Below are 26,567 nucleotides of genomic sequence, written 5' to 3'. Positions count from 1 at the left end.
GAGTAGCATGTCCAACGATTTTCCGCCCTTTTCCGTTGACGCCGCACCTTGGGCAGGGGGAGGAGAGGAGCGCGAATCTGAGTTCCTGAGTCCGGCAGGGAAGAAGATCCGCGACGAGATTACGGGGATGATTCCATTGCTCCGACGCAACGCCCTGGAGGGCGAGGAGCTCGGGGCGCTGGCACCGGAGACGCTTGAGGCTCTCCATGACGCCGGCGTCTTCAAGATCACCCTCCCGGAGGAGGTGGGCGGCTACGCGCTGGGTGCGCGGGACATCGTCGAGGTCGTCACCGCGCTCGGCAAGGGAGACGGTGCGGCCGGCTGGACCGCCATCGTGTCGAGTGCCATCCGTAACTCTCTCGGATTTCCGCAACAAGCCGTCGACGAGATATTCGGTATGCGCGACACCTGGGTCGGGCCGTTGATGTTCGGCGCGTCGGTGCTCTCCACCAGTGTCGGCTCGGGGCGTCGCGTGGACGGCGGGTTGATGGTCAGCGGCAAGTGGTTCTTCGGCAGCGGCTGCAAGCACGCAGCCTGGGCGGCGGTGGGGGTGGAGTACGAGGACGAAGCCGGCCGACCTCGCCGCGGAATGGCCGTCCTGTCGCAGGACCAGTACCGGATTCTGGACGACTGGAAGGTCATGGGTCTCAAGGCCACCTCCAGCAACAGCGTCACCGTGGATGGCGAAGTCTTCGTGCCCGAACACCGTTTCGTACACACCTCCGACCTGCCGAAAATCATGGACAGCCTGCGGAAGCGCTACGGCGGGCGGACCTTCGGTGGCGCGGTGGCCGTGATGGTGACCACGACGGCAAGCTTCGGCGCGCTGGCGCTGGGGATGGCGCAGGGTACCCTCGAGTGTTTCGTCGAGCAGGCCAAGGCCCGTAAGCCGTTCAACCTGCCATATCCGACGGTCGCGGACATGCCGTCGGCCCAGGTCACCGCAGGCAAGGCGCGCGCGATGATCAACGCCGCCGCGGCCGTTGTCCACATGCATGCGGACGAGGTGGACCGCCGGGTACTGGCGGGCCAGGACTTCAGCCCCGCCGAGGAACCCGAAATCACCATGGATCTCATCCATGCCATCTACCAGTGCGGTCAGGTGGTCGACATGCTCCAGCTCGCGCTGGGGTCGTCCACGGTGGCTCTGAAGAACCCGATTCAGCGCTTCGTGCGCGATATGCGTGTCCTCGCCACACACGGTGCCCTCCGGCTCGACCCCATGGCGGAGATCAACGGCCGGAACGTTCTCGGGCTCGCGCCCTTCCCCCTGCTCGCAGCCTTCGAGCCGCCCACCGCCGGCTGACGGCGAACGTCGAAAAGCAAAAGAGGACAATGATGTCCGAAAGCTCACCGAACCCGGAAACTTCTTCCTTCGCCGCTTCCACCGTGCCGAGTTCGCGCTCGATATCCACGTACTTCTCGTCAATGCGCATGTATCCAAAGCAGGCGTGGAAGGCCATGATCGCCTGCGGTGTCGCGATGATGCTGAGCCCCGCCGGGGTATTGGCCGCAACCACGACTTTCTTTGTCGGGCCTATCTCCAAGGAATTCGGCTGGAAGGAGTCAGCGACCCTGACCTTGTTCTCACTGCCGCTGCTGGTCGTGCCCTTCGTGCTGCCGTTCGGGGGCCGCTGGGTGGACCGATGGGGTGTGAAAAAGGTCGCTGTTCCGGCTGTTGTCCTCTATGGGCTCGCCATGGCCGCTGCGGCCCTCGTGGGGGCGAGTCGGCTCGCCTTGGGCGCCATCTTGGTCATCGCTATGGGATTCGGCTACATCGGCTGTGTAGTAGTCGTCTTCAAGGTGGTGCTGGTGTGGTTCCCCCATCACAGGGGCATCGGGTTCGCCTCGGTCGGTGTGGTGGCGAGTTTGGCGGGCTCCGTGTTCTCCCCCTTGTCCGAGCAACTGATCAGTGCCGTCGGCTGGCGGGCGACATTCGTCCTGTTGGGCGTGGCTATTCTCCTGATCGTCGCGCCGGCCCAGATGTTCCTGCTGTCCGAACCGGACAAGGTCCAGCAGGAGGGCAGCGTTCCTGCTTTCCCCGAGGGCGTGCCGGACACGATGCCAGTGCCCGCAGAGTTGCCAGGTGTGCCGTTGCGGAAGGCCATCCGCAGCCGTACGTGGCTGCTCAGCACTGTGATCTTCATGCTCGCAGGGGGCGCGGTACTGAGCGTGTCGCAGAATGCCGTCTCGCTACTCGGAGACCACGGATACTCCTCCGGGACCGTGTCGCTGTCGCTGTCGGCACAGTTCATCTCGTCGGTCGTTGGCCTGATCCTTGCCGGAGTGATCCTCGACCGTGCGAGGTCGCCGTGGGTGATCGTGCCGTTCGTCGCGTGCGTCCTGGTCGCCCTGGTGCTCGTGATCAGCGTCTATGACACGGTGCCGGTGCTGTTCCTCGCGATGTGCCTGTTGGGGGTCGTAAGGGGCGCGGAATCGACGATCGGCCCCTACCTGATCGCCCGGTACTTCGGCCCACGGGACTTCGCGCAACTGCAGGGCTTGACCTTGGGGATCACTATCCTGGCAATGGGCGTGATACCCGTCATCGTGCAGACTGCGGCGGAGCAGACGTCGAGCTACAACGGCCCTCTCCTGGTTCTGATCGTCGCCTGCGCTGTCGCCCTCGTGATGGCCTTCTTCCTGCCGCGGTATCCCGCGCTCGACGCCGGGGAGTCGGCGACTCCCCCCGCCCACGGGCTCGTTGCCGACAGCGTCTCGGACGCATGAACACCGGTTCCACGGCCTGCCGTTGAGCCGACCGACGACATTGGGAAGAGCAGTTAACTGCACGATCGCTCCCGCCCTCGGGCGACCACGAATCAGCGCAGTGCATCCCGAACCAAGGTGTGGACGTGTTCAGGCCTTGGTGGGGCCCCGGCCGATGAACGGCCGGGGCCCGAGTCGTCTCGGCGTACCGGCGCCACCGAGCTCAGCGCCGGCTTGCCGGTGAGGGGTTCGATGGCGTTCGGTGACCGTCATGGCAGTGGCGAGATCCGGTGGGCGATCAGGAACGGACAGTTCGGGAACGGAGGTCGGCGGGGTACCGGACGTGACAGTGGTTGCGTCCAGGCGCGTGCTACGGCACCCGGTCGTGCCTTCGCTGCACAAGAGCCGTGTCGCGGTGGGTTCCGCGAGCGACCTGTCGGTGTACTTCGTCTTCGGCGCAGCGTGCGCTTGCCACGACCGTCTCACCGTGCTGGAGTTGACGTCGTTCGCCTGACCCGGTGCGTAGCGCCACGCGGAACGCTCCGAGGCAACCACCCAGCTGGTCATGGGAGTTCTGGGCGATGGCTCCGCCGTGACAGCCGACCGGCCGAGCGGGAGCGGCTCGAGCAGCTGGAGGTGGCGGAGCGGTTCTCGCCTGGTGAGTCGAACGCGGAGATCGCGCGGGAGTTGCGAGTCGAGGTGGCACCCTCGCACTGCGGCGGTTCCATTTTCGTGGGTGGCGCGAGCAGGGTTCCCTGTTCCTCTGCGTCGAGGACGGCGAAGAGGCCGGAGGCGTGCAGCCGGGATCTCGGCGCATCCCAGAGTTCGTGGCCCTGCCCGTGCTCGGTCAGGGCCAGGGTGCGCTTGTGGCCGTCGGCGGCTCGGTTCCCGGCCGCCGGTCTTGAACCGTCAGGTGACGACCCTCGAACTGCTGGCGCAGTTCCTCGGGGTACGGTCCGTACTCGCCGATTAGCAGGCACACTCGATGAACTCCCGCTCATGGTAGGCCAGTTGCACTTTCGTCAGGGAGTGTGGGCCACCGGTCCAGAGCTGCCGAGGCGACTGATTGCGTAGATTGATCACGAATCGATGCGCGGCCTAGTTGGTGCGTCCTGGCGGCGGTTCCACCGACCTTTAGGCCGCCCCGGTTGTCCAGGATGAGGCGGCGTACATCTCCTCTTTCTCCCACCACGGCTCCACCGACATCTGCGGCGTGATGCGGCAGAGAACCGGCAGCCCAGGGACTGACTCGGCCGCAGGTCTGGCAGACACGTCGGTCTGCCAGACCTGCGGTCGCTGAATGTTGCGTGCTGTCCGCCCTCAGCTGTTGAGCGCGTCGATCAGGGCCTTGGTGACGTCCTCGGTGGAGGCGGTGCCGCCGACGTCGCGGGTGAGGATGCCGGCGGCGGTCGTGGCCTCGATCGCCTTCTCCAGGCGGGCCGCCTGGTCGGGCAGGCCGAAGTGGTCCAGCATCAGCGCCGCGCTGCCGACCGCGCCGATCGGGTTGGCCAGGCCCTGGCCGGCGATGTCCGGCGCGGAGCCGTGGACCGGCTCGAACATGCTCGGGAAACGGCGCTCGGGATTGAGGTTGGCGCTGGCGGCGAGGCCGAGGCTGCCGGCCAGCGCGCTGCCGAGGTCGGAGAGGATGTCGGCGTTGAGGTTGGAGGCGACGACGACGGAGAGGTCTTCGGGCTTGAGCACGAACTTCGCGGACATGGCGTCGACCAGGACGCTCTCGGTCTCCACGTCCGGGTAGTCGAGCGCGACGCGCTTGAAGACGTCGTCCCACAGGACCATGCCGTACTGCTGCGCGTTGCTCTTCGTCACCGAGGAGACCTTCCGGCGGGTCCGGGTCCGTGCCAGGTCGAAGGCGAAGCGCATGATGCGTTCGCAGCCGACCTCGGTGAACAGGGCCGACTGCACGGCGACTTCGCCGCCCTGTCCCCGTGCGGAGAGGTTGCGGCCGCCGAGGCCGGCGTACTCGCCCTCGCTGTTCTCGCGGACGACGACCCAGTCCAGTTCGGTGTCGTCGGCCTTGCGCAATGGGCTCCGCACGCCGGGCAGGAAGTGCACGGGGCGGACGTTGGCCCACTGGTCGAAGTTCTGGCAGATCTTCAGACGCAGGCCCCACAGGCTGATGTGGTCGGGGATGTTCGGCCAGCCGACGGCGCCGAAGTAGATGGCGTCGAAGTGCTTGAGCTGGTCGAGGCCGTCGTCGTCCATCATCGTGCCGGTGCGCTCGTAGTACTCGCAGCCCCAGGGGAACTCCTGCCATTCGAAGGCGAAGGCTCCGTCGGAGTCGGCGGCGAGCGCGTCCAGTACGGCCCGTCCGGCGGCGACGACTTCCTTGCCGACCCCGTCGGCGGGGATGGCGGCGATGCGGAACGTGCGGGGTGCGGTCATGGGTGCCTCCGGCTCGCTGTGGTGCGGTCGGTCCGAGTCAACACAGGGCGGTGGTGGCGCGTCCAAGACCTGCTTTCGATACGACGTATAGGCGTGGCCGATCGGTCCTGCGTCAGCCGTCAGGTGTCCCGGGCCCGCCTGTCCGCCAGCGATCCGGTGAGCGCGAGGAACGCCCGCGCGGCGGGCGTGAGGTGCGCGGGCAGGCTGACCATCGCCACGTGGAGGTGGGCGGTGGGCTCGATGGGTGCGACCACGGCACCGCAGCGGCGGGCCAGCCGGGTCCAGGAGGAGGGCAGCACCGCGACGCCCACGCCGGTGAGGACCAGCGGCAGGATCGACGTGCGGTGGTCCACGACCGTCACGATCTCCGTGCCGGTGCCGCCCGCGGTGACGTCGTCCACGATGCTGCGCATCAGACTGCCCGTCCGGGACGCGATGAGTTTCTGCCCGGCGAGGTCCTCTGGCCGGATCGTGACGTCGTCCTCGATCGCTCCGCCGGGCGCGGCGACGACCACGAACGGCTGGTCCTCGACGTGCAGGACGTCCAGCCCCGACGGGTGTACAGGGGCGGCGCTGCCCAGCAGGCCCAGTTCGCAGGCGCCGCTACGGACCAGGGAGACGACCTCGTCCGGGGTGAAGGCGGCCTGCGTGCTCACCGTCACCGACGGGTGCAGCTCGGCGAACCGGTGGATGAGAGTGGTGAGCGGCTCGATGCCGGGCGAGGGCATGGTGGCGACCTCGACGGTGCCGCCGTGCAGCCCGGCGAGCACGGCGGCGGTGTCCCGTACGGCGGCCAGGTCCCGCAGCACGCGGCGGCTCGGCTCCAGCAGTTCCTGGCCGGCTTCGCTCAGTACGACGCCCCGGCCCACCCGGTGGAAGAGCGCCACCCCTAGATCGGCCTCCAGGTTGGCCATCGCCTGGGACAGCGACGGCTGGGCCACGTGCAGGGCGGCGGCGGCCTTGCTGAAGCCGCCGTGCTCGACGATGGCGAGGAAGTACTCGAGCTGCCGGGCGTCCATGCTGCCTCCGCGGTTTTCTTGGGCTGCGGCAGGCTCAATCTATCCGTCGGCAGGAGCGGCCCGGCACGCTCTACCTGCCGGTTTCCCTCCCTGCGTGTTCCAACCAGCGGTCGGCCAGGGTCCGACCGCACCGGACGAGCAGCCGCGTGGACAGCGCCCTGTCGCTCGCGCAGTCCTGGTCGGTCAGGTCCGTCAGGGCCTGAACGGAGCGGAAGTGGGCTGCGGTTGTGTCGGCGGGCAGAGCGCAGCGGCCTGCCACCGCGTGCACCGATGTGCCATGTCGGTGGGCCCGTCGGGCGAGTGCGACCGGCAGCTTGCCCGACAGGGACTGCTCGTCGAGGCTGCCCTCGCCGGTGACGACGAAGTCGCAGCCGGCCAGCAGCTCGTCGGCACCGAGCAGGGTGAGGAAGTAGTCGGCCCCCGACTGCACCCTCCCGCCCAGCAGCATCCCGGCATACCCCAGCCCGCCGGCCGCCCCGGCACCGGGGGCGTCGGCAAGATGGGCGGCCTCCGTGGTGCCCGCAGCCTCCAGTCGCCGTACGAAGCCGGCGAGCGCGGCGTCCAGTTCCCGCACCTCGCTCGGGGTCGCGCCTTTCTGCGGGCCGTAGACGGCGGCCGTGCCCGACGCCCCGAGCAGCGGGTTGTCCACGTCGGTGGCGAGGACGAGGTCGACCCCGGCCAGCGCGGCGCGGGCATCGGCGAGGTCGACCGTATGGAGTTCGGCGAGTCCCGCGCCGCCCGGACCGATCGGGCTGCCGTGCTTCCGGGCCAGCACCGCGCCGAGGGACTGCAGCAGGCCCGCCCCGCCGTCCGTGGTGGCGACCCCGCCCAGAGCGAGGACGATGGTGTCCGGCTCGCCCGCCAGCGCGTACTGGAGGGCCTGACCGATTCCCCGGCTGGTGGCCGTGAGCGGCGCCTTGTGCCCGCCCGGCAGGATGCCGAGTCCGCAGATGGCAGCCGCCTCGATGAGGACGGTGCGGCCGCGCACCGCGATGCAGGCCGTGACGGGCTGCCCGGTCGGCCCTGCTACCGTGATCTCCTCCGCGCTGAACTGTCCCGCGCAGGCGGCGGCCACGCTCCCCTCGCCCCCGTCCGCGAGTGCGAGGCGGTCCACGCGGGCATCCGGGGCGCCCTCCAGCAGCCCGCGTTCCAGTGCGCGGGCGACCTCGTCCGCGCTGAGGGAGCCCTTGAACTTGTCCGGGGCGATCAGTACGGACACCATCAGGGCGCCACCTCGGCGGTCTGAGGGGTGAGGGACGCAGCGACCGGACGCACGTCCTCGGCCTCGGCCTCGGTGGTCAGCGGCACCTCGCCCACCTTGCCGGCCAGCACCGCTCGGGCCCGCTCCAGGTCCAGGCCGTTCTCCCACTTGGCGACGAACAAGGTGGCGACGGCGTTGCCGAAGAAGTTCACCAGTGCCCGGCACTCCGACATGAACTTGTCGATGCCGAAGATGAGCATGATGCCCGCGGCCGGCACGGACCCGACCGTCGACAGGGTCGCGGTGAGCGCGATGAATCCGCCGCCCGCGACACCCGCAGCGCCCTTGGACGTGAGCAGCATGACCGCCAGCAGCCCGAGTTGCTGCCCGATGGACAAGGACGTGTCGGTGGCCTGGGCGATGTAGAGGGTGGCCAGGGAGAGGTAGATCGCCGCGCCGTCCAGGTTGAAGCTGTAGCCGGTCGGTACGACCAGGCCGACCGTGGACCGCTCCGCGCCCATGAACTGGAGCTTGCGCATCAGCCCCGGCAGCGCGGGCTCGGCGGTCGAGGTGCCGAGGATCAGCCAGAACTCCTCCTTGAAGTAGCGGAAGAGCTGGAAGATGTTCAGCCGTACGTACAGGGCGAGCACGGCCCCGAGGACGACCACGACGAACAGGGCGGAGGTGACGTAGAAGAGGACGATCAGGGAGCCGAGGCTGGTCAGCGTGGACAGGCCGAACTTTCCGATGGCGTACGACATCGCGCCGAAGGCGCCCAGCGGCGCTGCCTTCATGACGAAGGAGAGCACCTTGAAGACGACATCGGTCAGCCGCCCCACGCCGGCGATGATCGGCTCGCCCGTCTTGCCGACCATCTTGACGGCGATGCCGAAGACAACGGCCAGGAAGATGACCTGGAGGATGTTGCCCTCGACGAACGGGCCGAAGAAGCTGTTCGGCACGATGTTGGTGAGGAATTCCCACCAGTGCTGGTGCTCGCCCTGCGAGATGTACTGGCTTGCGTCGCCCGACGTCTTCAGCGTCGACGGATCGGCGTGCACGCCGTCGCCGAGCCGGAAGACGTTGATCGCCACCAGGCCGGTCAGCAGGGCGACGATCGTGCCGACCTGGAAATAGGTCAGTGCCTTGATCCCGGTGCGTCCGACCTTCTTCAGGTCCGCGACGCCGGCGATGCCACCGATGATCGTCAGGAAGACGATCGGGCCGATGAGCATCTTCATCGCGGTGATGAACGTCGTGCCGATCGGCTCCATGTCGGTGGCCAGGTCCGGCCACTGCCAGCCCAGCACGATGCCGATCACGATCGCCACCAGCACCTGGACGTACAGCTGCCGGTACCACGGCTTCGCCGCGATACGCGCGGCTTGCTCGGCCCGTCCGTGGCTTGGGGTATGCGTCATTGCAGCCTCCCTGATCGCGCGGCACCGAGCCCGATCGGTCCGCGCGTGCTTTGCGCCACAGTGAACCGGGCGCTGTGCAGGGGGGTCCACGACCAAAAATCGATGCCCTGTATAGGCCTGGCCTATGTGTTCCCGCTGGGGAATCGAGGGTTGATCATCGGCGATGCTCGGACAGCCGTGGCTGCGGCCATCACGGTCCACCCACCGTTCGCCGTTGCTCCAGCTCTGTTCGTGAGCGAAACCTAGGAGAACCGGCACGGCAAGGCGCTTCAGGCGACGGATCTGGAGATCGACCGCAGCCCCCGGTCAAGGTGGCATTGCGGTTGGCCGATCTTGCCCCACAGGTCAGGACAGACTCGCTGGATGGTCCCTTCAGACCGGCAGAGTCGGTCTGCACCGAGTGACTGTCAGTCTGACGGCACGGGGCACTGCGTGGCCCTGCTCGACCGGCGAGCCGAAGCCGCCGAGTCGGTTGCCGTCCAGCTCCGTGAGACCGGCGCGGAGGCGACGGCCCACGCCTGCGACGTCTCTGACCGCGGTGCGGTCGCCACGGCGATCCACGCGATCCGCGAGGCGTACGGTCCGTCAGCATCATCGTCACGAGCGCGGGCGTCGAGACGTTCGCCTCCGTCACCGACAGCCCGCCCGATGTCTGGGATCGGGCGATGCCGGCCAACCTCACCGGCATGTTCACCTGTGTCCGGGCTGTCATCCCCGACATGCGGGCCGAGAAGTGGGGCGCATCGTCACCATCTGGTCCTCCAGCGCGCAGCACGGCGCCCCGAACATGGCCCACCACTTCGCCACCAAAGGCGGCGTCATTGCCCTGTCAAAGGCTCTCGCGGTCGAACTGGCCGCAGAAGGAATCACTGCCCCACCATCCCGCCAGAGATCGTCGACACCGTTGCTGCCATGACTTCGGTGCGCCGCGCCGGAACGTTGGACGGCCTCGCAGCCGCTTGTGCCTTCCTCTGCTCCGACCAAGCCGGATTCATAACCGGCCAGCAGATCGGCGTCAACGGCGGCTGGTACATGTGAGCCGGCCCGCAGGAACGGTGTGGACGGCCAGGGAACAGAAACGCAAGCGGAGGTTGTCTACGGCACGGGCACTGGTCGGCAGCGAGTGTGCGGCTCATCTCTCGCCGCGATCGCCGTTGCGGCGGTCAAGAAGTCGGTGCTCGGACTCGGAGGCTCCGAACCGTCCGTCCTCGCGGCCGACACCGGCGCCGCGGTGCCGCCAATTCGGTCGAGGCGCGCTTCAACAACACCCGTCAGAATTGTGGGAGCAGTTTCACCCACGACGCTCCCCTTGTTGGGGGGACACCAGTGGTCCGGTGTCAGCTTCGTCGTGGTTCCCTCACCACGGCGATCTCTCCCGGTGCGAGTACCACCGCACCGTTCGTGGGCTTGCTGGTGAGAAGTTCCACGGCGTCCTCGGCGACGGCCACCTCCGCGCCTTTGCCGACGTGGTCGATCAGGAACAGATAGTCGGCGGACGGAGACCGTCGGCGTACGACCTCTACTCCTTCCGGTGCGATGCGGACCGGTTCCACGTCGGCCTCGGTGCGGATGCAGGCCAGGAGGGAAGCGAGGGTCGTGGCGTCCGGACGGGTGGCCAGGTACCACGCCGTGCCCCGGCCGTAGGCGTGGCGTGTCACGGCGGGTACGTCTGCCAGTGGGCCCTCCGTGTACGACAGCACCGCCTCCGCTCCTTCGAGCCGCAGGCGCTCAGACCACAGCGATGCCGTGCCGCCCCCGCTCAGGCCGAGAGACTCACCCTCGGTGAGGGGGAAGTACTCTTCCGACCTGATCCCCAGTGCTTCCCGGAACGCCCCGGGGTAACCACCCAGCCGCACATGGCAGTTCTCGTCCACGATCCCGCTGTGGAAGCCGACGGCCAGTGTGCCGCCTCTTTCCGCGAAGGAGGTGAGATTGGAGGCGCCTTCGTCGTCGACCAGATAGAGCGCGGGGACCAACACCACTCGGTAGGCCGACAGGTCGGCGTCCGGGCGTACGAAGTCCACCGCGACGCCGGACCGCCACAACGGCTCGTACCAGGATCGGACCAGGTCCTCGTAGCGGAGTTCGGCGCTCGGCTGTGCGGGGGCCTCCAGGGCCCAACGGGCGTTCCAGTCCCAGGCGATGGCCACTTCGGCGGTGCCGGTGCTGCCCCGTACCTCCGCGAGCGCCTTGAGGTCTGCGCCGAGCCGCACCACGTCCCGCCAGATCTGGCTGTCCGTGCCGGCGTGCGGAACCATGGCGGAGTGCCACTGCTCGGCGCCGGCCTTTGACTGCCGCCACTGAAAGTAGGCGATGCCGTCCGCGCCGTGTGCCACGTGCGCAAGCGCGTTGCGGCGCAACTCGCCTGGCTTCTTCGCCCTGTTGACATGCTGCCAGTTCAGCGCACCTGTGGAATGCTCCATCAGGAACCACGGGCCGCCCGCCAGCGATCGCATCAGGTCACCGTTCAGCGCGACGTCGATCTCAGGCTCGGGGTCGTCGTACATCAGGTAGTGGTCGTTGGCCACGACGTCCAGATCCGGCGCCCAGCGCCAATAGTCCACCTTGTCGGCGCCCTGCATGACCATGAAGTTGGTGGTCGCGGGGATGGATGGGGCCGCCGCACGCAGCACGCCTCGCTCGACCCGGTACAGCCACAGCAGCTCGTCCGAGCAGAATCGGCGCCAGTCGAGGAGATGGGTCGGGTTGGGGCCGGCGCCGGTCGCCCGCGGGGGCAGGATCTCGTCCCAGTTGTAGTACCACTGGCTCCAGAAGGTCGTGCCCCAGGCTTCGTTCAGCGCGGCCAGGTTCTTGTACTTCGTCCGCAGCCAGCCCTGGAATGCCGCCGCGCTGGTGACGCAGTAGCAGGCCGCGTTGTGACACCCGTATTCGTTGTGTACGTGCCACATGACGACCGCGGGGTGGTCGGCGTAGCGCCGCGCCAGTTGACCCGTGATGCGCAGAGCGGCCTCGCGGTACGCGGGGCTCGATGGGCAGAACGTCTGGCGGCTGCCGTACGAGAGGGTTCGTCCGTCGCGGTCCACCGGCAGAGCGTCGGGGTGGGCCTTGAAGAACCAGGCAGGCGGGGCCGCCGTGGGAGTGGCGAGGTCGACGGCGATGCCGTTCTGGTGCAGCAGGTCCAGGACCCGGTCCAGGCGCGAGAAGTCGTAGACACCTTCGGACGGTTCCAGCAGCGCCCAGGAGAAGATGCCGACGCTGACCAGGTTCACACCGGCCTCGCGCATGAGGCGTACGTCTTCGGCCCAGACCTCCTCGGGCCACTGCTCGGGGTTGTAGTCCCCACCGTAGGCGATGCCGGGGACGTCGAGGGCAGGCTTGGTGGTCACTGTGTGGCTCCGGATGGAATCGGTCGGTTGGTCATGGTCACGGCCTGCTCACGGGCGGTCATTTGAGGCCGGTCGTGGCGGTACCGGTGATGAAGCCGCGTTGCAGGATCAGGAAGAGGGCGAGCACTGGGACGATGTACATAACGGAGCCTGCAGCGACGAAGGTGTAGAGGCCGGTGCCGTGTTCGTTGACGTAGCCGGTGGCGATCTTGACGGACAGCGTGGTGCGGTCGTCGTCCAGCAGCAGAGCGGGAGTGATGTAGTCGCCCCAGCTCCAACTGAAGGAGAGAATCAGACTGGTGGCGATGACGGGCCAGGACTGCGGGAGGAAGATCCGCCAGAAGATGCGGATCTGGCCGCAGCCGTCGACGATCGCGGCCTCTTCCAGTTCCTTGGGCATGTTGGTGAAGAACTGTCGGAACAGGAAGATCAGATACGGCGCCCCGGCCAGTCCCCACAGCACCCAGGGCACATACGTGTTGAGCAGGTCGGCCTTCGCGAACAGCAGGTAGGTCGGGATGAGGGTGATGATCTGCGGTGTCATCAACGTCGACAGCAGGACACCGAAGACGAGCTTCTTGCCGGGGCCGTTGAGCCGGGCGAAGCCGTAGCCGGCCCACGCCGAGGCGAGGGTGATCAGGGTCGAGTAGATGACGGCGATCGTCAGGGAGTTGCGGGCGTAGCCGAGGTAGTCGAACAGGGTCAGTGCCTGTTTGAAGTTGTCGAGGGTGGGGTGGTGCGGCCACCAGTGGATGGGGACGGCGCGCAGTTCGGACTGGGCTTTGAACGCGGTGATCACGAGCCAGCCGAAGGGGCTGAGGAACAGCACGAGGGCCGCGATCAGGAGCATGTAGACGACTTTGCGGCGGGCCAGCACCATCACTTGTCTCCGATCGTCCGCGTCTTGGACTTCGCCTGTTCGGGGTCCACGGAGTAGAAGACCGCGCCCTTTCCGAGGCGGAAGACGAGGAGGGTGATGAGCATGATGAACAGGAAGAGCACCCACAGCAGCGCGGAAGCGTAGCCGTAGCGGCTGTTGGCGAAGTACTGGGCGAAGACGTCGATCATGATCAGGTAGTTGCTCTCCGGTACCGCCCCAACGCCTTTGGGGCTGGCGTCGAGAGAGATGAGCAGTGGAACGAAGGTCTGCAGCGCGGCGATGATCCCGGTGACGACCTGGAAGAACAGCACGGGGGAGAGCAGAGGCAGGATGATCCGGGTGAGGGACTGCCACTGGCTCGCCCCGTCCACCCGGGCCGCGTCGAGGAGTTCCCGAGGAATGTCCTGCAGCCCCGCCAGCGAGATGATCATGACGTTCCCGCAGCCCCACACCGTCAGCATGATCAGCACGTAGCGGGCGTACGGATCCCCCAGCCACGTAAGCCCGTCGATGCCGAAGAAGTCCAAGATGCCGTTGGCCGAACCGGAGTCGCGGTCGAAGATGAGCTTGAAGGTGAGAGCTGCGCCGACCGGCGGCACCACGGCGGGTAGGTAGAGCAGAGTCCGGAAGAGGCCGCGGGCGCGGATCGGCTGGTTCAGCAGCAGCGCGAGGATGAGTCCCGCGATGATCGTCAGCGGCACAGTGATCGCGGCGAACAGACCGGTGCGGGCCAGGGACGCCAGCGTGTCCGGGTCGGAGAACACCTCCCTGTAGTTGGCCAGCCCCACGAAGCGGGCGTTGGGGGACAGACCGTCGGAGTTGGTGAAGCTCAGCCACAGGGCGTAGCCCAGCGGGTAGGCCGTCAGGGCCAGGAAGCCGAGAATCCAGGGACCGACAAAGACGTAGAAGGCGCCGTTGCGGCGGGCCTGCGGCGAACGGAACCGGGGTGCCCGGTGCGGGCTGGGCGGGCCGCCCGCCGACCGTGCCGTGGTGGGCGCGGTCGGCTCGGCGTCTGGTCCCGTGAGCTGATCCGTACTCACCCCAGCAGCTCCTTGCCCTGCGCGAGCTGGTCGTTCATACGGGAGTTCAAGGTGTCGGCGATCTTTCCGGCCTTGGTGCCGGACTTGATCGCGTCCGGCAGCACCTTGCTGAGGATTCCACTCAAGGCGTCCACCTGCGCGTACGGGCTGACCGGCAGGACCGAGAAGTACGGTGTGTCCTGTTCCTGGACTTGGTACGCCTGCTTGTGGAAGGCGTTGTCCTGGGGGACCAGCGACCGCAGCGAGTTCAGTGAGGGCAGGCCCCAGCCCGAGGCCGCCCGGTCTTTGGCCGGCTGGCCGGCGAAGTACCACTCGAAGAGCTTCCAGGCGGCGTCCTTGTTCTTGGCCTCCTTCGGGATCCAGAAGCCGGTGCCGCTGAAACAGGGGCTGACGCGGTGGCTGCCGAGCTGCGGGGCGGGCGCGAACCGCGAGACCGCCGAGAGCTTCGCGTCGCCGCCGATCACCCCGCCGAACCAGAAGCCGTTGCAGCTCATCGCCATCCGGGACGCCTGGTAGGTCGGCCCGTCCCAGCCGTCCGGGTTGGGGTTGAGGACGCTCGGGCCGATGTCGGCCTTGGTGTAGTCGATGTACCACTGCAGTGCCTTGAGCGCTTCGGGGGAGGAGAAGTCGACCGAGGCCATGTCGTCGGCGAACAGGCTCCCACCGGCGGAGGCCGTCCACGACATCAGCTGGGAGAAGAGTCCCAGGCTCGTGGCGCTCAGGCCGTACACCTTCACCTTGCCGAGCCTGCGCTTGGTCAGTTGCTTGCCGAGGTCCAGCCACTCGTCCATGGACAACGGCTTGGTGGCACTGGGCAGTTGCAGGCCGGCTGCCTCGAACTGGTCGGTGCGGTACCAGAACATGGAGTCCTGTGAGTAGTCCTTGGCCAGGCCGTATCGGGGACCGGTGCCCTGCTTCTTGCCGTCGAAGCGCCATACGTCGTTGGCCGGGGCGAGGTCGGAAGCCTTGAGGGCGTCACTCTTGGCGAGGTACGGGTCGAGGTCGGTCATCAGCCCGCGGGCGGCGAAGTAGGGCGTGTCCGTCGCACCGATGCTACGGACCACGTCCGGCGGGTTCTTGCTGGCCAGCATCGCGTTGAGCTTGGTCACGTCGTAGGTGACGATCCGGAGCTTCACGTCCAGCAGCTTCTCGATGGTCTTCTTGGTCTTCGCGTCCCACTCGTTCACCAACGTCATGACGGTGAGGGTCTTTCCACTGCCGCCGGCGCCACTTCCGGAGTCGACGGAGGTGGCACAGCCGGGCAGGACGGCGGCAGTGAGCGCGGCACCGGCCGATGCGGTGAGGAAACGGCGCCGGTCGAGAGAGCCTCTGGCTGAATCGGACATGACTGTGAAGCCTTTCGTGCGGTGTGCGTACAGGGAGGTGCGCGAAGACAGGTGGGCCAAGAAAGGGGAGTGTGTGAGACAAGGAGATGGGGGTGCTGGTCCGCACTCGGCTGCCGGGGATCTCCCCGAGCGCTTCACGGCGTGCCTCGCCCACCGCGGAGTGCCGATGGCACACAGGTGTAGGTGTCGAGGGTTGATGGACCGGTTCTTCGGCCGCGTGGCGTCGCGCCCCGAAACGCTCGCCTGCGGAAACCGGCCGTGAAAAACTTCGGCGAACGCTAGAGCGGCCCCAAGGGCGGTGTCAAGGGGGCGGAACGTCCTGTAATCGCAGGGTCGGTCCGTCCCCCGAGTTCGTCTGGAACAACCTTGACGCAACACTCTTGACGCATCCAGTCTCTCGGTGGCAGCGTCTTTGTATCGCTACAAGAAACCGGTTGTTAATCCTTCATGACGTCTTGAACGAGGCGTCGACGGACAAGGATCGCCGCACCACTCCCGCGTGCGCTCCGCAACCCCGTGCCCCGCGCCCCTGCCACACCTCTCACGACCACCACCTCACTGCAGGAGTACGTCCGTGCCCAACGCCACCGCGGTCATCAACCTCGACATCGAGGGCCCGAGGATCAGCCGCCACCTCTACGGCCACTTTGCCGAGCACCTCGGCCGCTGCATCTACGGCGGCTTCTGGGTCGGAGAGGACTCACCCATACCCAACGAAGGAGGCATCCGGCTCGACGTCGTGCAGGCCCTTCGGGACTTGAACATCCCCAATCTGCGCTGGCCGGGCGGCTGTTTCGCCGACGAGTACCACTGGAAGGACGGCATCGGGCCGCGCGAGCTGCGGCCCCGGATGGTCAACACCCACTGGGGCGACGTCGAGGAGAACAACCACTTCGGCACCCACGAGTTCATGGCCCTGTGCGAACTCCTGGGGGCGGAGCCGTACATCAGCGGCAACGTCGGCTCCGGCACCGTGCAGGAGATGAGCGAGTGGGTCGAGTACCTCACCCGCGACGGGGACAGCCCCATGGCGCGGCTGCGCAGGGCCCACGGCCGCGACGAGCCCTGGCGCGTGAAGTTCTGGGGCATCGGCAACGAGACCTGGGGCTGCGGCGGCAACATGCGCGCCGAGTACTCTGCCGACCTGTCCCGCCAGTACGCCACCTACTGCCGCGACCACGGAGACAACAAGCTCTACCGCATCGCCTCGGGCGCGTCCGACGACGACTACAAGTGGACCGAGACGCTGATGCAGCAGATCAGCTGTTTCGGCTGCGAGGCGACCCCGAAGAACTTCTTCCAGGCCCTGTCCGTGCACTACTACACGATGGCGGGCCCCTGGGAGGCCAAGGGCAGCGCCACCGACTTCGACACCGACGACCACTATCGGACCATGGTCCAGGCCCGACGGGTCGACCGCATACTCACCGGCCACTCCGCGGTCATGGACGTCTACGACCCGGGCCGTACGGTCGGCCTGGTCCTGGACGAGTGGGGCACCTGGTGGGACGTCGAGCCCGGCACCAACCCCGGGTTCCTGTACCAGCAGAACACCCTCCGCGACGCGCTCGTGGCTTCCACCCACTTCGACATCTTCCACAAGCACGCCGCACGCCTGTACATGGCCAACATCGCGCAGACCGTCAACGTCCTCCAGGCAATGCTTCTCGCCGACGGTGACGAACTGGTCCTGACGCCGACCTATCACGTGTTCGAGATGAACAAGGGCCACCAGGACGCCACTTCGCTCGCGGTGCACCTCACTGCGGAGGAAGCCCGTCGCCAGGTGGAAGACACCGAACTGGACACACTGTCCGTCTCTGCCAGCGTCAAGGACGGGCAGCTCCTCGTCTCGCTGTCCAACCTGGACGCCGAGGAGCCGGCCGAGGTGACGCTCGACCTGCGCGGCGGCCTGGTCGGCGAGGTTGCCGGACGCCTGCTGACGGGGGACCGGCTCCAGTCGCACAACACCGCACAGGCCCCCGAAGCGGTCAGCCCCCGAGTCTTCGATGACCTGAAGGTCACCGAGCGGGGTCTGGCCTTGACCCTGCCGCCCCATTCCTTCCTCACGCTCCAGACGCCTCTGGTCTGACCTGTACGTTCGCCGGCCGTCCTGCCCGCTGCGTCTCTCCCCACGCGGCACGGGCCGGTATCCAGCGGCAAACGGGACAAGCAGACGCTGGTCAGCCTCTCGGTGAAGTCGGTTGCCAACCCGAAGTGGCAGCGCTCTCAGCCGGGTTGGCTGCCTCCTCCACGGAGTTCGCTGCTCTTGAACCCCACCGACCGCTGCAACGGTCGATTCGACGGGGTGACCTATCAGGACTCCGCGTCGTCCTCTCTGACTCCCCCCACGCGGCTTCACCACCCGGACCCGCACCACAGCTCTGCCGACAGGTCCCGGTTCCTCTCATCCCTCTCTTCCGCACCCGCAAGGAGTCACGTATGTCTTCGTCCCTGTCCCGCCGCAACGCGCTCCAGGCCGCCGGCGCCGCCGCGCTCGCTGCCGGACTCACCAACCTGACCGCCACGTCGGCCCGGGCCGACGGGACGGAGGACACGTCCGCGCCCCAACTGGTCACCTACCCGATACCGTCCGGCGTGGCTACGCAGGCCAGCTTCAAGGTGCGGGTGCGCACCGCCCCCGACGGTGAGTGGCAGACCCTCTCCTGCTACGCGCCCGGGGCCAAGGAGATCAACCCCGTCACCGGCTCCGGCAAGGTCTGGGGCTCGTCGATGGTGTACTTCGACTTCTGCGGCTCGGTAGAGATCGAGGTGACGTACCTGAAGGGCGGCACCACCAAGGCCCGGGTGAGACCGGACGCACTGGGCATCACGCCGGAACTCCTCGGCGACACCCTGCGGTTCACCCTCGACGAGCCCAAGGACGTCGTCGTTCAGATCAACGACGAGATCTTCGACTGCCTGCATGTCGTCACCAACCGTGTCGAGAAGCGCGCGCCATCCGCCGACGACCCGGACGTCCTTTACTTCGGTCCCGGTCTGCACACCGTCACCGGCAACGTCCTCACCGTCCCGAGCGGCAAGACCGTCTACCTGGCCGGCGGCGCCGTCCTCAAGGCGGAGATCGACGTCATGGACACGGAGAAGGTGACCGTCAAGGGGCGGGGCCTGCTGCTGGCGCCGACCTCCACGGTCGGCGGCGTGCACATCCAGCGAAGCAAGCACATCCGAGTCGAGGACATCATCATGTTCGGCGCCGGCGTGAACCTCGGGGAGGCGGAGCACGTCCAGGTCAAGAAGGGCCGAGTGTTCACGTGGGGAGCGTGGGGTGACGGCTACTCCATGTACTGCTCCAAGGACATCACCTTCGACGGCTGCTTCGCCCGGACCTCCGACGACTGCTTCTCCATCTACGACCACCGGGACGACTTCTACGGCGACACCCGCAACCTCACCATCAAGAACTGCACCCTGTGGGCGGACGTCGCGCACGCGATCCAGGTCGGCACCCACGGCAACACCGACGACCCCGAGGTCATCGAGAACCTGTTCATCAAGAACGTCGACATCCTCGACCACCGCGAGCCCCAGATGAACTACCAGGGCTGCATCTCCCTCAACGCCGGCGACTCCAACCTGATCAGGAACGTGCGCGTCGAGGACGTCAGGATCGAGGACTTCCGCTGGGGCCAGGTCGTCAACATGCGGGTCATGTTCAACACGAAGTACAACACCTCGGTCGGCCGCGGCATCGAGGACGTCTACATCAAGAACCTCACCTACACGGGCACCCACGCCAACCCGTCGCTCTTCCTGGGATACGACGCCGACCACGCCATCAAGAACGTCACGTTCGAGAACCTCGTGGTCAACGGTGTGGTCGTCGCCGACACGATGCGCAAGCCCAGTTGGTACTACACCACCGACGAGATCCAGTGGTACGCCAACGAGCACGTGATCAACATGAAGTTCCTGACCACGGCCGAGGCCCAGGCGGCCGCCGCGTCATGATCACTCCCGCCACGAGCCGCCGGGGTTTCCTCGGCGGCGCCGTGGCCCTGCTGACGGTGGCGGGCGCGAGCGGACTGCTCGTACCCACCACCGCCCGGGCCACGGAACAGGACGACACCGGCGCGCGAGCCTTCGCCCACCCTGGGCTCCTGCACAGCGCTGACGACCTGGCCCGGATGAGGGCCGCGGTGACCTCCAAGCAGTCCCCGATCTACGACGGTTACCTCGCCTTGGCCGCGCACGCCCGCTCGCAGTCTACGTACGCCATCCAGAACACCGGCCAGATCACCACCTGGGGCCGCGGCCCCGCCAACTACCAGAATCAGGCCGTCGCCGACTCGGCCGCCGCCTACCAGAACGCCCTCATCTGGGCGGTCACCGGCGACACCGCGCACGCCGACAAGGCCCGCGACATCCTCAACGCCTGGTCCGCGTCCCTCACCGCGATCACCGGCGCCGACGGCCCCCTCGGCGCCGGCCTGCAAGCCTTCAAATTCGTCAACGCCGCCGAACTCCTCCGCCACACCGGCTACGACGGCTGGAGCGAGGCCGACATCGCCCGCTGCGAGGACTCCTTCCTGAACGTCTGGTATCCGGCGGTCTCCGGATACACGCTCTACGCAAACGGCAACTGGGACCTGACGGCCCTTCAGACCATCCTGGCCATAGGGGTGTTCTGTGACGAGCCCGCCCTCTTCGAGGACGCCCTGCGCTTCGCCGCGGCCGGCGCCGGCAACGGCAGCGTCCTCCACCGCATCGTCACCGCCGCCGGCCAGGGACAGGAAAGCGGCCGGGACCAGGGCCACGAACAACTCGCGGTCGGCCTGATGGGCGACGCCGCGCAGGTCGCCTGGAACCAGGGCGTCGACCTGTGGGGCTTCGACGACAACCGCATCCTCGCCAACGTCGAGTACGCCGCCCGCTACAACCTCGGCGGCGATGTCCCCTTCGTCCCCGACCTCGACCGCACGGGCAAGTACATCAAGCCGGCCGTCTCGGCCACTTCGCGCGGCAACCTGCCGCCCATCTACGAGATGGCGTACGCGCACTACGCGGGCGTGCGCGGCCTCGACGCCCCGTACACGAAGAACGCCGTCTTCCGCGGCACCGGCGGCACCCGGGTCGTCGAGGGCAGCAACGACGACCTGCCCAGCTGGGGCACCTTCGCCTACGCCGACGCGGCCGTCCCAACGGTCACGGCGCCCACCGCGCCGACAGGGGTCACGGCAGTCGGCGACGGGGCGTCGGTGACCGTGAGCTGGCTGCCGTCCGCGTGGGCGACCGCGTACACCGTCCACCGGGCCACCAAGCCCGCGGGCCCGTACAAGGTGATCGCCACCGGCATTGACAAGCCGACCTACGAGGACGGTGAAGTACGCGGGGGACGGACGTATCACTACGCCGTCAGCGCCTCCAACTCGCAGGGTGGCAGCGGGTGTTCGGTGGCCGCCACGGGCACCGCCGGTCTCCCTGCACCCTGGTCCACCCAGGACGTCGGGGACGTGAAGATCCCCGGTTCAGCCGCCTTCGACGGCGAGCGGTTCGTGCTGGAGGCCTCCGGCACCGCCGACACCTATCGTGTCGTTCACCTTCCGTTGCGGGGCAACGGCACAGTCACCGCGCGGATCGTGTGGCCGCTCAGCTCCCAGTATTCCAAGATCGGCGTCAGTCTCCGGGCCTCGCTCGACCCCGATGCCGCGCATGCCGGCATGATCATCCAGGGGCTGCCGCTGCACACCTGGAGCGGAGTGTGGACCGTACGCCCCGAGGCCGGGGCGGACGTCTCCGCGACCGGCAGCACGCCCGTCCCGCCCACGCAACAGGCGGCGATCACTGTGAACGCCGCCTTCCCGATCTCCAACCTCGGCGACCTGCCCGCCTCGGCCACCCCGCTGGAAGCCCCTCATGTCGAGGGCGCGGGCGACGGCTACCGGCTCCGGACACCATATTGGGTGCGGGTGACCCGCAAGGGCCGCCGCTGCACGGGTGCCATCTCTCCGGACGGGATCCGCTGGACCGAAGTCGGCACCACCGAGGTGAAGTTGGGGCACACGGCCTACGCGGCACTTGTCCTCACCTCCTGCCTCGGCATTGACGAGGACTACGCCGAGACCGGCACCGGCGCCCTCGACAACGTCACTGTGACGTCGACCTACAGTGAGGTCTGGTCTGTGCCGAAGCCGACCCGGACTGCCGGTGACCTGAAAGCCCTGGGCGGCGAGGACTCCATCGAACTGGCCTGGACCGATCCGGACCTCTCCGCCCGCTACACCGTGCTCCGCGCTCCGGACGCCCACGGCCCGTACGTGACCCTCGCGACCGGCATCGGCCCGGTCGGGTCCGGCACCCGTATCCGGTACGCGGACGCCACCGGCACCCCCGGGGTGACCTATCACTACGCCGTCGCCAAGACCAACGCCGCCGGACGCGGCCCACTCTCCGACTCCGCCGCTGCGCAGATGCCGACACCGTCCGTTCCTCAACTCGCCTCTGCCACCAGCGCGTTCGCCAACAAGGGCACCGCCTTCCGGTTTCTGCTGCGCGGGTCGCACGAACCCTTGTGCTTCACGGCCGCCGGTCTGCCCGACGGCCTCCGTCTCGACAAGCGCACCGGGCTGATCTCAGGAACTCCCACCGAGACCGGCGACTTCACCGTCACGACCACCGCGGGCAACGCGGCCGGCGAGGGCACTGGCACTCTCACGCTCACAGTCGGCACACCCCCGCCGGCCCCCTGGAACTACTCCGACCTCGGCGATGTGGTCCTCGACGACCGTGCCTTCGGAACGGTGGGTGTCGTCGCCATCCGTACCGTCGGCAGTACCTCACACGAAGACGGGACCTTCGTGGTGCGGGGCGCCGGGACCGACCTGACCGTCAACAACCAAGGAATGACCGGGCAGTTCGTACGCCAGCCCGTCACCGGCGACTGCACGGTCACCGCGCGACTGGTCTTCCGCACCGGAGCCACCGCCGACCGGGTCGGACTGCTGATGGCGAAGTCGCTGTCGCCCTTCGACCAGGCTGCCGGGGCGATCGTCACCGGAGGCTCCACCGCGCAGCTCATGCTGCGCAAAACTGTCGCCGGCGCCTCCGCCTTTTCCGGCAACGGCAGCGTCCAACTCCCCAACCTACTGCGGCTGAAGCGCGCCGGGACCGCCTTCACCGCCTCCCTGTCCACCGACGACGGTGTCACCTGGACGGACCTCGCCTCCGGCGAGATCCCTGCCTTCGGTGACGCCCCCTACCACGTGGGTCTCGTGGTCTGCTCCCGCAGCCCCCTGGCCCTCGGCACCGCTCAGTTCGATCAAGTCACCATCACTGCCGGTCAGAGCTGACCGGACACCGCTTGATTGGAGACGCCCCACAGATGAGCCGCAACGATCTCCCCCCAACCACCCCCACCACACCGTCGTTCCTCCGTACTGGGCTCAGCAGACGCGGGATGCTGCGAGCCGTCGGCGGGCTCACGCTCGCCGGGGCGCTCGGTGCCTTCACCGCCCGCTCCGCCGGCGCTGCGCCAACCGTCTGGAACCACCCCGGCGGGATACACCACCCCGGCGACATCAACCGCGCCAAGGTCAAGGTAGCGGCGGGCCTCGACCCGTGGTACTCGGACTGGCAGGTCCTCGTCGCCAACGCCCACTCCGCGTCCACCTGGACGGCCAACCCCCAGGCCATCGTGTACAGGGGAGGGAGCTACACCCAGAACTACCCGATCCTGTACAACGACATCGCCGCCGCGTACCAGAACGCCCTGCGCTGGCTGATCACCGGTGACACGGCCCACGCCGACTGCGCTGCGGCCATCTGCAACGCCTGGTCGAGCACCCTGACGGAGCTCAACGGCAATTCGGACGCCTGCCTGGCCGCGGGCATCTACGGCTGGCAGTTCGCGAACGTCGGCGAACTGCTGCGCGACTACGACGGCTTCGACCTCGCGGCCTTCCAGCAGATGATGCTCAACGTGTTCTACCCGTGGAACCACGGGTTCCTGCGGGACCACAACTTCACCTGCATCACCCACTACTGGGCCAACTGGGACCTGTGCAACATCGCGTCGATCCTGGCCATCGCCATCCTGTGCGAGGACGGCGACAAGTTCGACGAGGCCGTCACGTACTTCCAGAGCGGCGCGGGCAACGGCGCCATCGAGAACGCGGTCCCGTTCCTCTACACGGACGACGACGGCTACGCGCTCGGCCAGTGGCAGGAGTCCGGCCGCGACCAGGGCCACACCATCATGGGCATGGGCCAGGCGGGCGTGATCTGCGAGATGGCCTACAACCAGGGCGTCGACCTGTACGGCTACGACGACAGCCGGTTCTTCAAAGCGGCCCAGTACGTCGCGAAGTACAACACGGGCCTGGACGTGCCGTACACGACGTACAGCTGGGGCAGCGGCACCAACTGCGCCTACAACGAGCAGACCGTGATCTCCGACGCCAGCCGCGGGCAGATCCGGCCGGTGTGGGCGATGCTCCACTACCACTACAACCGGATCAAGCACCTCGACGACAAGTACATCTGGTCCATGTCCAACGACTTCGTCGGCATCGAGGGCGGCGGCGGTGACTACGGCACCACCAGCGGCGGATTCGACCAGTTCGGTTTCGGTCAGCTGATGTACGCCAAGTAGCCGAACGACCCAGAAGACCCAAGTACTCGAGAGACAAGGAGAGTTGACGATCGTGAGCGCATCCGGCCGCCCTGTCGAGACGGTCGTGGAGGTAAACACCCAGGGATCGGGGACCCCCATCTCACCCGATCTGTTCGGCGTGTTCTTCGAGGACCTCAACTACGCGGCGGACGGCGGACTCTACGCCGAACTCGTCCAGAACCGGTCTTTCGAATACGGACCTGCCGACCACCACGACTGGCACCCGCTCACCGCGTGGGAACTGCTGGAACGGGACGGGGCCGCCGGATCGCTCACTGTTCGCGATGACGACCCGCTGCACCCGGACAACCCGCACTACGCGGTCCTGACAACCACCACCTCCGTCGGCGTGGGCCTGCGCAACGAGGGCTTCGACGGCATACCCGTCCAGGCGGGTGAGAGCTACGACGTCAGCTTCTTCGCCCGCCTGGCCGCCGGCACCGCGGACCGGCTGCTGGCCCGCGTCGAGAGCCGGGACGGTGAACGCATCCACGGCCAAGCGGAGTTGGGGCCGATCGACGCTTCCTGGCAGCGGCATACAGCCGTCATCACCTGCACGACTACCGACCCAGATGCCCGGTTCACCCTCACGGCCACCGGAGCCGGCACCGTCCACCTCGACCTGGTCTCGCTCTTTCCGCAGGCCACGTTCAAGGGTCGGCCGAACGGTCTTCGCGCCGACCTGGCACAGGCGATCGCCGACCTGAAGCCGAAGTTCCTCCGCTTTCCGGGGGGGTGCCTCGCCCATGGGCAAGGGCTCGGGAACATGTACCGCTGGCCCGAGACCATCGGGCCGCTGCACGAGCGTCGCCAACAGCCCAACATCTGGCACTACCACCAGTCGATGGGTCTCGGCTATTACGAGTACTTCCAGTTCTGCGAGGACATCGGCGCCAAGCCCCTGCCCGTCGTCCCGGCCGCGGTCTGCTGCCAGAACAGCGAAGGGACTGGCCAAGTCGGCCTACCGGAAGGGGAGATGCCCGCGTACGTCGACGAGGTGCTCGCCCTCGTGGAGTGGGCCAACGGCCCGGCTGACTCGCCCTGGGGCGCGCTGCGCGCCGCGGCCGGACACCCGGAACCGTTCGGTCTCCAGTATCTGGGCGTCGGCAACGAGGACACCCTCACCGACACCTTCCGCGACCGCTTCGCCCGCATCCACGACGCCCTGCGCGAGCGCCACCCCGAGATCACGGTAGTCGGCACCCTCGGCCCGACCACCTTCGGCGAGGACTGGGAGAAGGGCTGGGCCTTCGCCTGCGAGCGAGGCCTCCCGGTCGTCGACGAGCACGCCTACAAGTCGCCGCGCTGGATGCTGGAGAACACCCGTCGCTTCGACACGATGGACCGCGAGGGACCGCACCTGTACATCGGCGAGTACGGCAGCTGGCGCAACGACGGCCGCAGTGCTGTCGCCGAGGCGGCCTACATGATCGCCATGGAACGGAACGGCGACGTCGTACGCCTCGCCTCCTATGCCCCGCTCCTCGCCAAGCGCGGCCACACGCAGTGGCTGCCCGATCTCATCTACTTCGACAACACGCACATCTGGCCCACCCTCAACTACCACGTCCAGCGGATGCATTCGGTGAACTGGGGCGACACCGCCCTGCCGGTCACCGTTTCTGGCGCGCCAGATGGCCGGCCACCGGTCGGTCGTACTGGCCGATACACCGTCAACCTTGGTACCGGCTCCGAGACGAGCGCCGAGTTCACCAACGTCTTCCTCGGTCCTCCGGACGGCGAGTCCGTGCTGGGTCCGGGCTTCGGTGCCTGGCACGCGGAGTCAGGCACTTGGGAGCTGGCGGGCGTGGACCGGATCCGGCAGACGGCGGCTAACGACACAGACGCCGTGCTGCTGTCGGCGGACGCGGCACCGGGACCGTCGTACGCCTTCTCGGTGCGGGCCAGGAAGCTGGATGGCACCGAGGGATTCGTGCTGGGCTTCGGCGGAACGTCGCCCGGCAACAGATGTCAGTGGACGCTCGGCGGGTGGGGGAACCGGTCGACCTTGCTCCAGCGGGTGGACGACGGTGTGGCGGACGACCTCAGTGAGCGGCTGCCCGTGGGGATCGAGACGGGCCGCTGGTACGACCTGCGGATCGAGGTGGACGGCAGACGGATCCGCTGTTACCGCGACGGGGAGTTGGTCCACGACGTGGAGGACGTCCGGCCGGACCCGGAGGTCTTCGCCGTCTCGTCCGTACGGGACAGCGCCTCCGGCGACGTGATCGTCAAGATCGCGAACACTATGACGGAACCCGTACCGGTTCGTCTCCGCCTGACCGGATTCGACGGTGACACAGTCATTACGCGCACCACTCTCACCGTCCCTCCGGACGCCACCAGCCGGTTCGGACCCGCCCCCGCCGTTCCTGTCAATGGCCGACTCAGCGGGACGGTCTGTGACGTCCCGCCTCACTCCTTCACCGTGCTCCGCACTTGCGTCGCACCCGGCCAGCGATGAGGCGACGGGTGGCAGGGGAGGGGAGTCGGCTTTCCGTGGAGCAGAGTGTGGCCGAGGACACGGGACTAGCATGCGAGTGGGTTCCGAACCGCAGAGCAGGGGCGA

At 67.6% G+C, this 26,567-nt stretch carries 18 protein-coding genes; 10 read left to right on the top strand and 8 right to left on the bottom strand.

Annotated elements, in window-relative coordinates:
• Positions 1 to 7 precede the first annotated feature (7 nt).
• From ACQHII_RS09015 to ACQHII_RS09005, 3 genes are all read left to right on the top strand, one after another.
• Positions 8 to 1,306 (top strand): acyl-CoA dehydrogenase family protein, encoded by a 1,299-nt coding sequence (locus ACQHII_RS09015; protein WP_427918773.1) that lies wholly within the window; start codon positions 8 to 10, stop codon positions 1,304 to 1,306.
• A gap of 29 nt (positions 1,307 to 1,335) precedes the next feature.
• Positions 1,336 to 2,730 carry an MFS transporter gene (locus ACQHII_RS09010; RefSeq protein WP_427918772.1) on the top strand — a complete coding sequence of 465 codons (1,395 nt, stop codon included), beginning with the start codon at positions 1,336 to 1,338 and terminating at the stop codon, positions 2,728 to 2,730.
• 364 nt (positions 2,731 to 3,094) lie between these two features.
• Positions 3,095 to 3,223, top strand: coding sequence for a hypothetical protein (locus ACQHII_RS09005; protein WP_427918771.1), 129 nt, complete (start codon positions 3,095 to 3,097; stop codon positions 3,221 to 3,223).
• 806 nt (positions 3,224 to 4,029) lie between these two features.
• On the opposite strand, the gene ACQHII_RS09000 is transcribed toward ACQHII_RS09005, so the two are convergent.
• The 4 genes from ACQHII_RS09000 to dctA form a co-directional block, all read right to left on the bottom strand.
• Positions 4,030 to 5,112, bottom strand: coding sequence for a tartrate dehydrogenase (locus ACQHII_RS09000; RefSeq protein WP_427918770.1), 1,083 nt, complete (start codon positions 5,110 to 5,112; stop codon positions 4,030 to 4,032).
• Between the two features lie 119 nt (positions 5,113 to 5,231).
• A complete protein-coding gene (locus ACQHII_RS08995) occupies positions 5,232 to 6,131 on the bottom strand; it encodes a LysR family transcriptional regulator (protein ID WP_427918769.1) in 900 nt (299 codons plus the stop codon).
• Positions 6,132 to 6,201: 70 nt separating this feature from the next.
• The gene (locus tag ACQHII_RS08990) at positions 6,202 to 7,353 is read right to left on the bottom strand and encodes a glycerate kinase (protein ID WP_427918768.1); all 1,152 of its coding nucleotides are present in this window, start codon (positions 7,351 to 7,353) and stop codon (positions 6,202 to 6,204) included.
• Positions 7,353 to 8,753 carry a C4-dicarboxylate transporter DctA gene (dctA, locus tag ACQHII_RS08985; RefSeq protein ID WP_427918767.1) on the bottom strand — a complete coding sequence of 467 codons (1,401 nt, stop codon included), beginning with the start codon at positions 8,751 to 8,753 and terminating at the stop codon, positions 7,353 to 7,355. The genes ACQHII_RS08990 and dctA overlap by 1 nt, the downstream gene beginning before the upstream one ends.
• Before the next feature lie 400 nt (positions 8,754 to 9,153).
• Between dctA and ACQHII_RS08980 the strand changes: the two genes are divergently transcribed.
• Together ACQHII_RS08980 and ACQHII_RS08975 are read left to right on the top strand one after the other, a co-directional pair.
• A complete protein-coding gene (locus ACQHII_RS08980; protein ID WP_427925263.1) occupies positions 9,154 to 9,669 on the top strand; it encodes an SDR family NAD(P)-dependent oxidoreductase in 516 nt (171 codons plus the stop codon).
• Positions 9,633 to 9,791, top strand: coding sequence for an SDR family oxidoreductase (locus ACQHII_RS08975; protein ID WP_427925262.1), 159 nt, complete (start codon positions 9,633 to 9,635; stop codon positions 9,789 to 9,791). The genes ACQHII_RS08980 and ACQHII_RS08975 overlap by 37 nt, the downstream gene beginning before the upstream one ends.
• A 299-nt stretch (positions 9,792 to 10,090) precedes the next feature.
• Here ACQHII_RS08975 and ACQHII_RS08970 read toward each other — a convergent pair whose 3' ends face one another.
• The 4 genes from ACQHII_RS08970 to ACQHII_RS08955 are packed head-to-tail and all read right to left on the bottom strand — an operon-like array spanning position 10,091 to position 15,366.
• Positions 10,091 to 12,100, bottom strand: coding sequence for a beta-galactosidase (locus tag ACQHII_RS08970; RefSeq protein ID WP_427918766.1), 2,010 nt, complete (start codon positions 12,098 to 12,100; stop codon positions 10,091 to 10,093).
• Positions 12,101 to 12,158: 58 nt separating this feature from the next.
• Positions 12,159 to 12,980 carry a carbohydrate ABC transporter permease gene (locus ACQHII_RS08965; RefSeq protein WP_427918765.1) on the bottom strand — a complete coding sequence of 274 codons (822 nt, stop codon included), beginning with the start codon at positions 12,978 to 12,980 and terminating at the stop codon, positions 12,159 to 12,161.
• On the bottom strand, positions 12,980 to 14,020 hold the full coding sequence (locus tag ACQHII_RS08960; protein ID WP_427918764.1) for a carbohydrate ABC transporter permease: 1,041 nt from the start codon (positions 14,018 to 14,020) through the stop codon (positions 12,980 to 12,982). Before ACQHII_RS08960 ends, ACQHII_RS08965 begins: the two co-directional genes overlap by 1 nt.
• A complete protein-coding gene (locus ACQHII_RS08955; protein WP_427918763.1) occupies positions 14,017 to 15,366 on the bottom strand; it encodes an extracellular solute-binding protein in 1,350 nt (449 codons plus the stop codon). The genes ACQHII_RS08960 and ACQHII_RS08955 overlap by 4 nt, the downstream gene beginning before the upstream one ends.
• Before the next feature lie 574 nt (positions 15,367 to 15,940).
• On the opposite strand from ACQHII_RS08955, the gene ACQHII_RS08950 reads away from it, so the two are divergent.
• From ACQHII_RS08950 to ACQHII_RS08930, 5 genes are all read left to right on the top strand, one after another.
• A complete protein-coding gene (locus ACQHII_RS08950) occupies positions 15,941 to 17,458 on the top strand; it encodes an alpha-N-arabinofuranosidase (RefSeq protein WP_427918762.1) in 1,518 nt (505 codons plus the stop codon).
• 350 nt (positions 17,459 to 17,808) lie between these two features.
• Positions 17,809 to 19,338: a glycosyl hydrolase family 28 protein gene (locus tag ACQHII_RS08945; protein WP_427918761.1), complete on the top strand. Its 1,530-nt coding sequence runs from the start codon at positions 17,809 to 17,811 to the stop codon at positions 19,336 to 19,338.
• The gene (locus ACQHII_RS08940) at positions 19,335 to 22,676 is read left to right on the top strand and encodes an alginate lyase family protein (RefSeq protein ID WP_427918760.1); all 3,342 of its coding nucleotides are present in this window, start codon (positions 19,335 to 19,337) and stop codon (positions 22,674 to 22,676) included. Before ACQHII_RS08945 ends, ACQHII_RS08940 begins: the two co-directional genes overlap by 4 nt.
• A 32-nt stretch (positions 22,677 to 22,708) precedes the next feature.
• Positions 22,709 to 23,977 carry an alginate lyase family protein gene (locus ACQHII_RS08935; protein WP_427918759.1) on the top strand — a complete coding sequence of 423 codons (1,269 nt, stop codon included), beginning with the start codon at positions 22,709 to 22,711 and terminating at the stop codon, positions 23,975 to 23,977.
• 52 nt (positions 23,978 to 24,029) lie between these two features.
• Positions 24,030 to 26,462, top strand: a complete 2,433-nt coding sequence (locus tag ACQHII_RS08930; protein WP_427918758.1) for an alpha-L-arabinofuranosidase C-terminal domain-containing protein — start codon at positions 24,030 to 24,032, stop codon at positions 26,460 to 26,462.
• Positions 26,463 to 26,567: the final 105 nt, after the last annotated feature.

Origin of the sequence: Streptomyces sp. cg40 (genome assembly GCF_050320165.1) — a bacterium.
Classification (GTDB): domain Bacteria; phylum Actinomycetota; class Actinomycetes; order Streptomycetales; family Streptomycetaceae; genus Streptomyces; species Streptomyces hokutonensis.
Note: the sequence above shows the minus strand (reverse complement) of the source record. Positions and strands in the feature narration are given on the sequence as shown.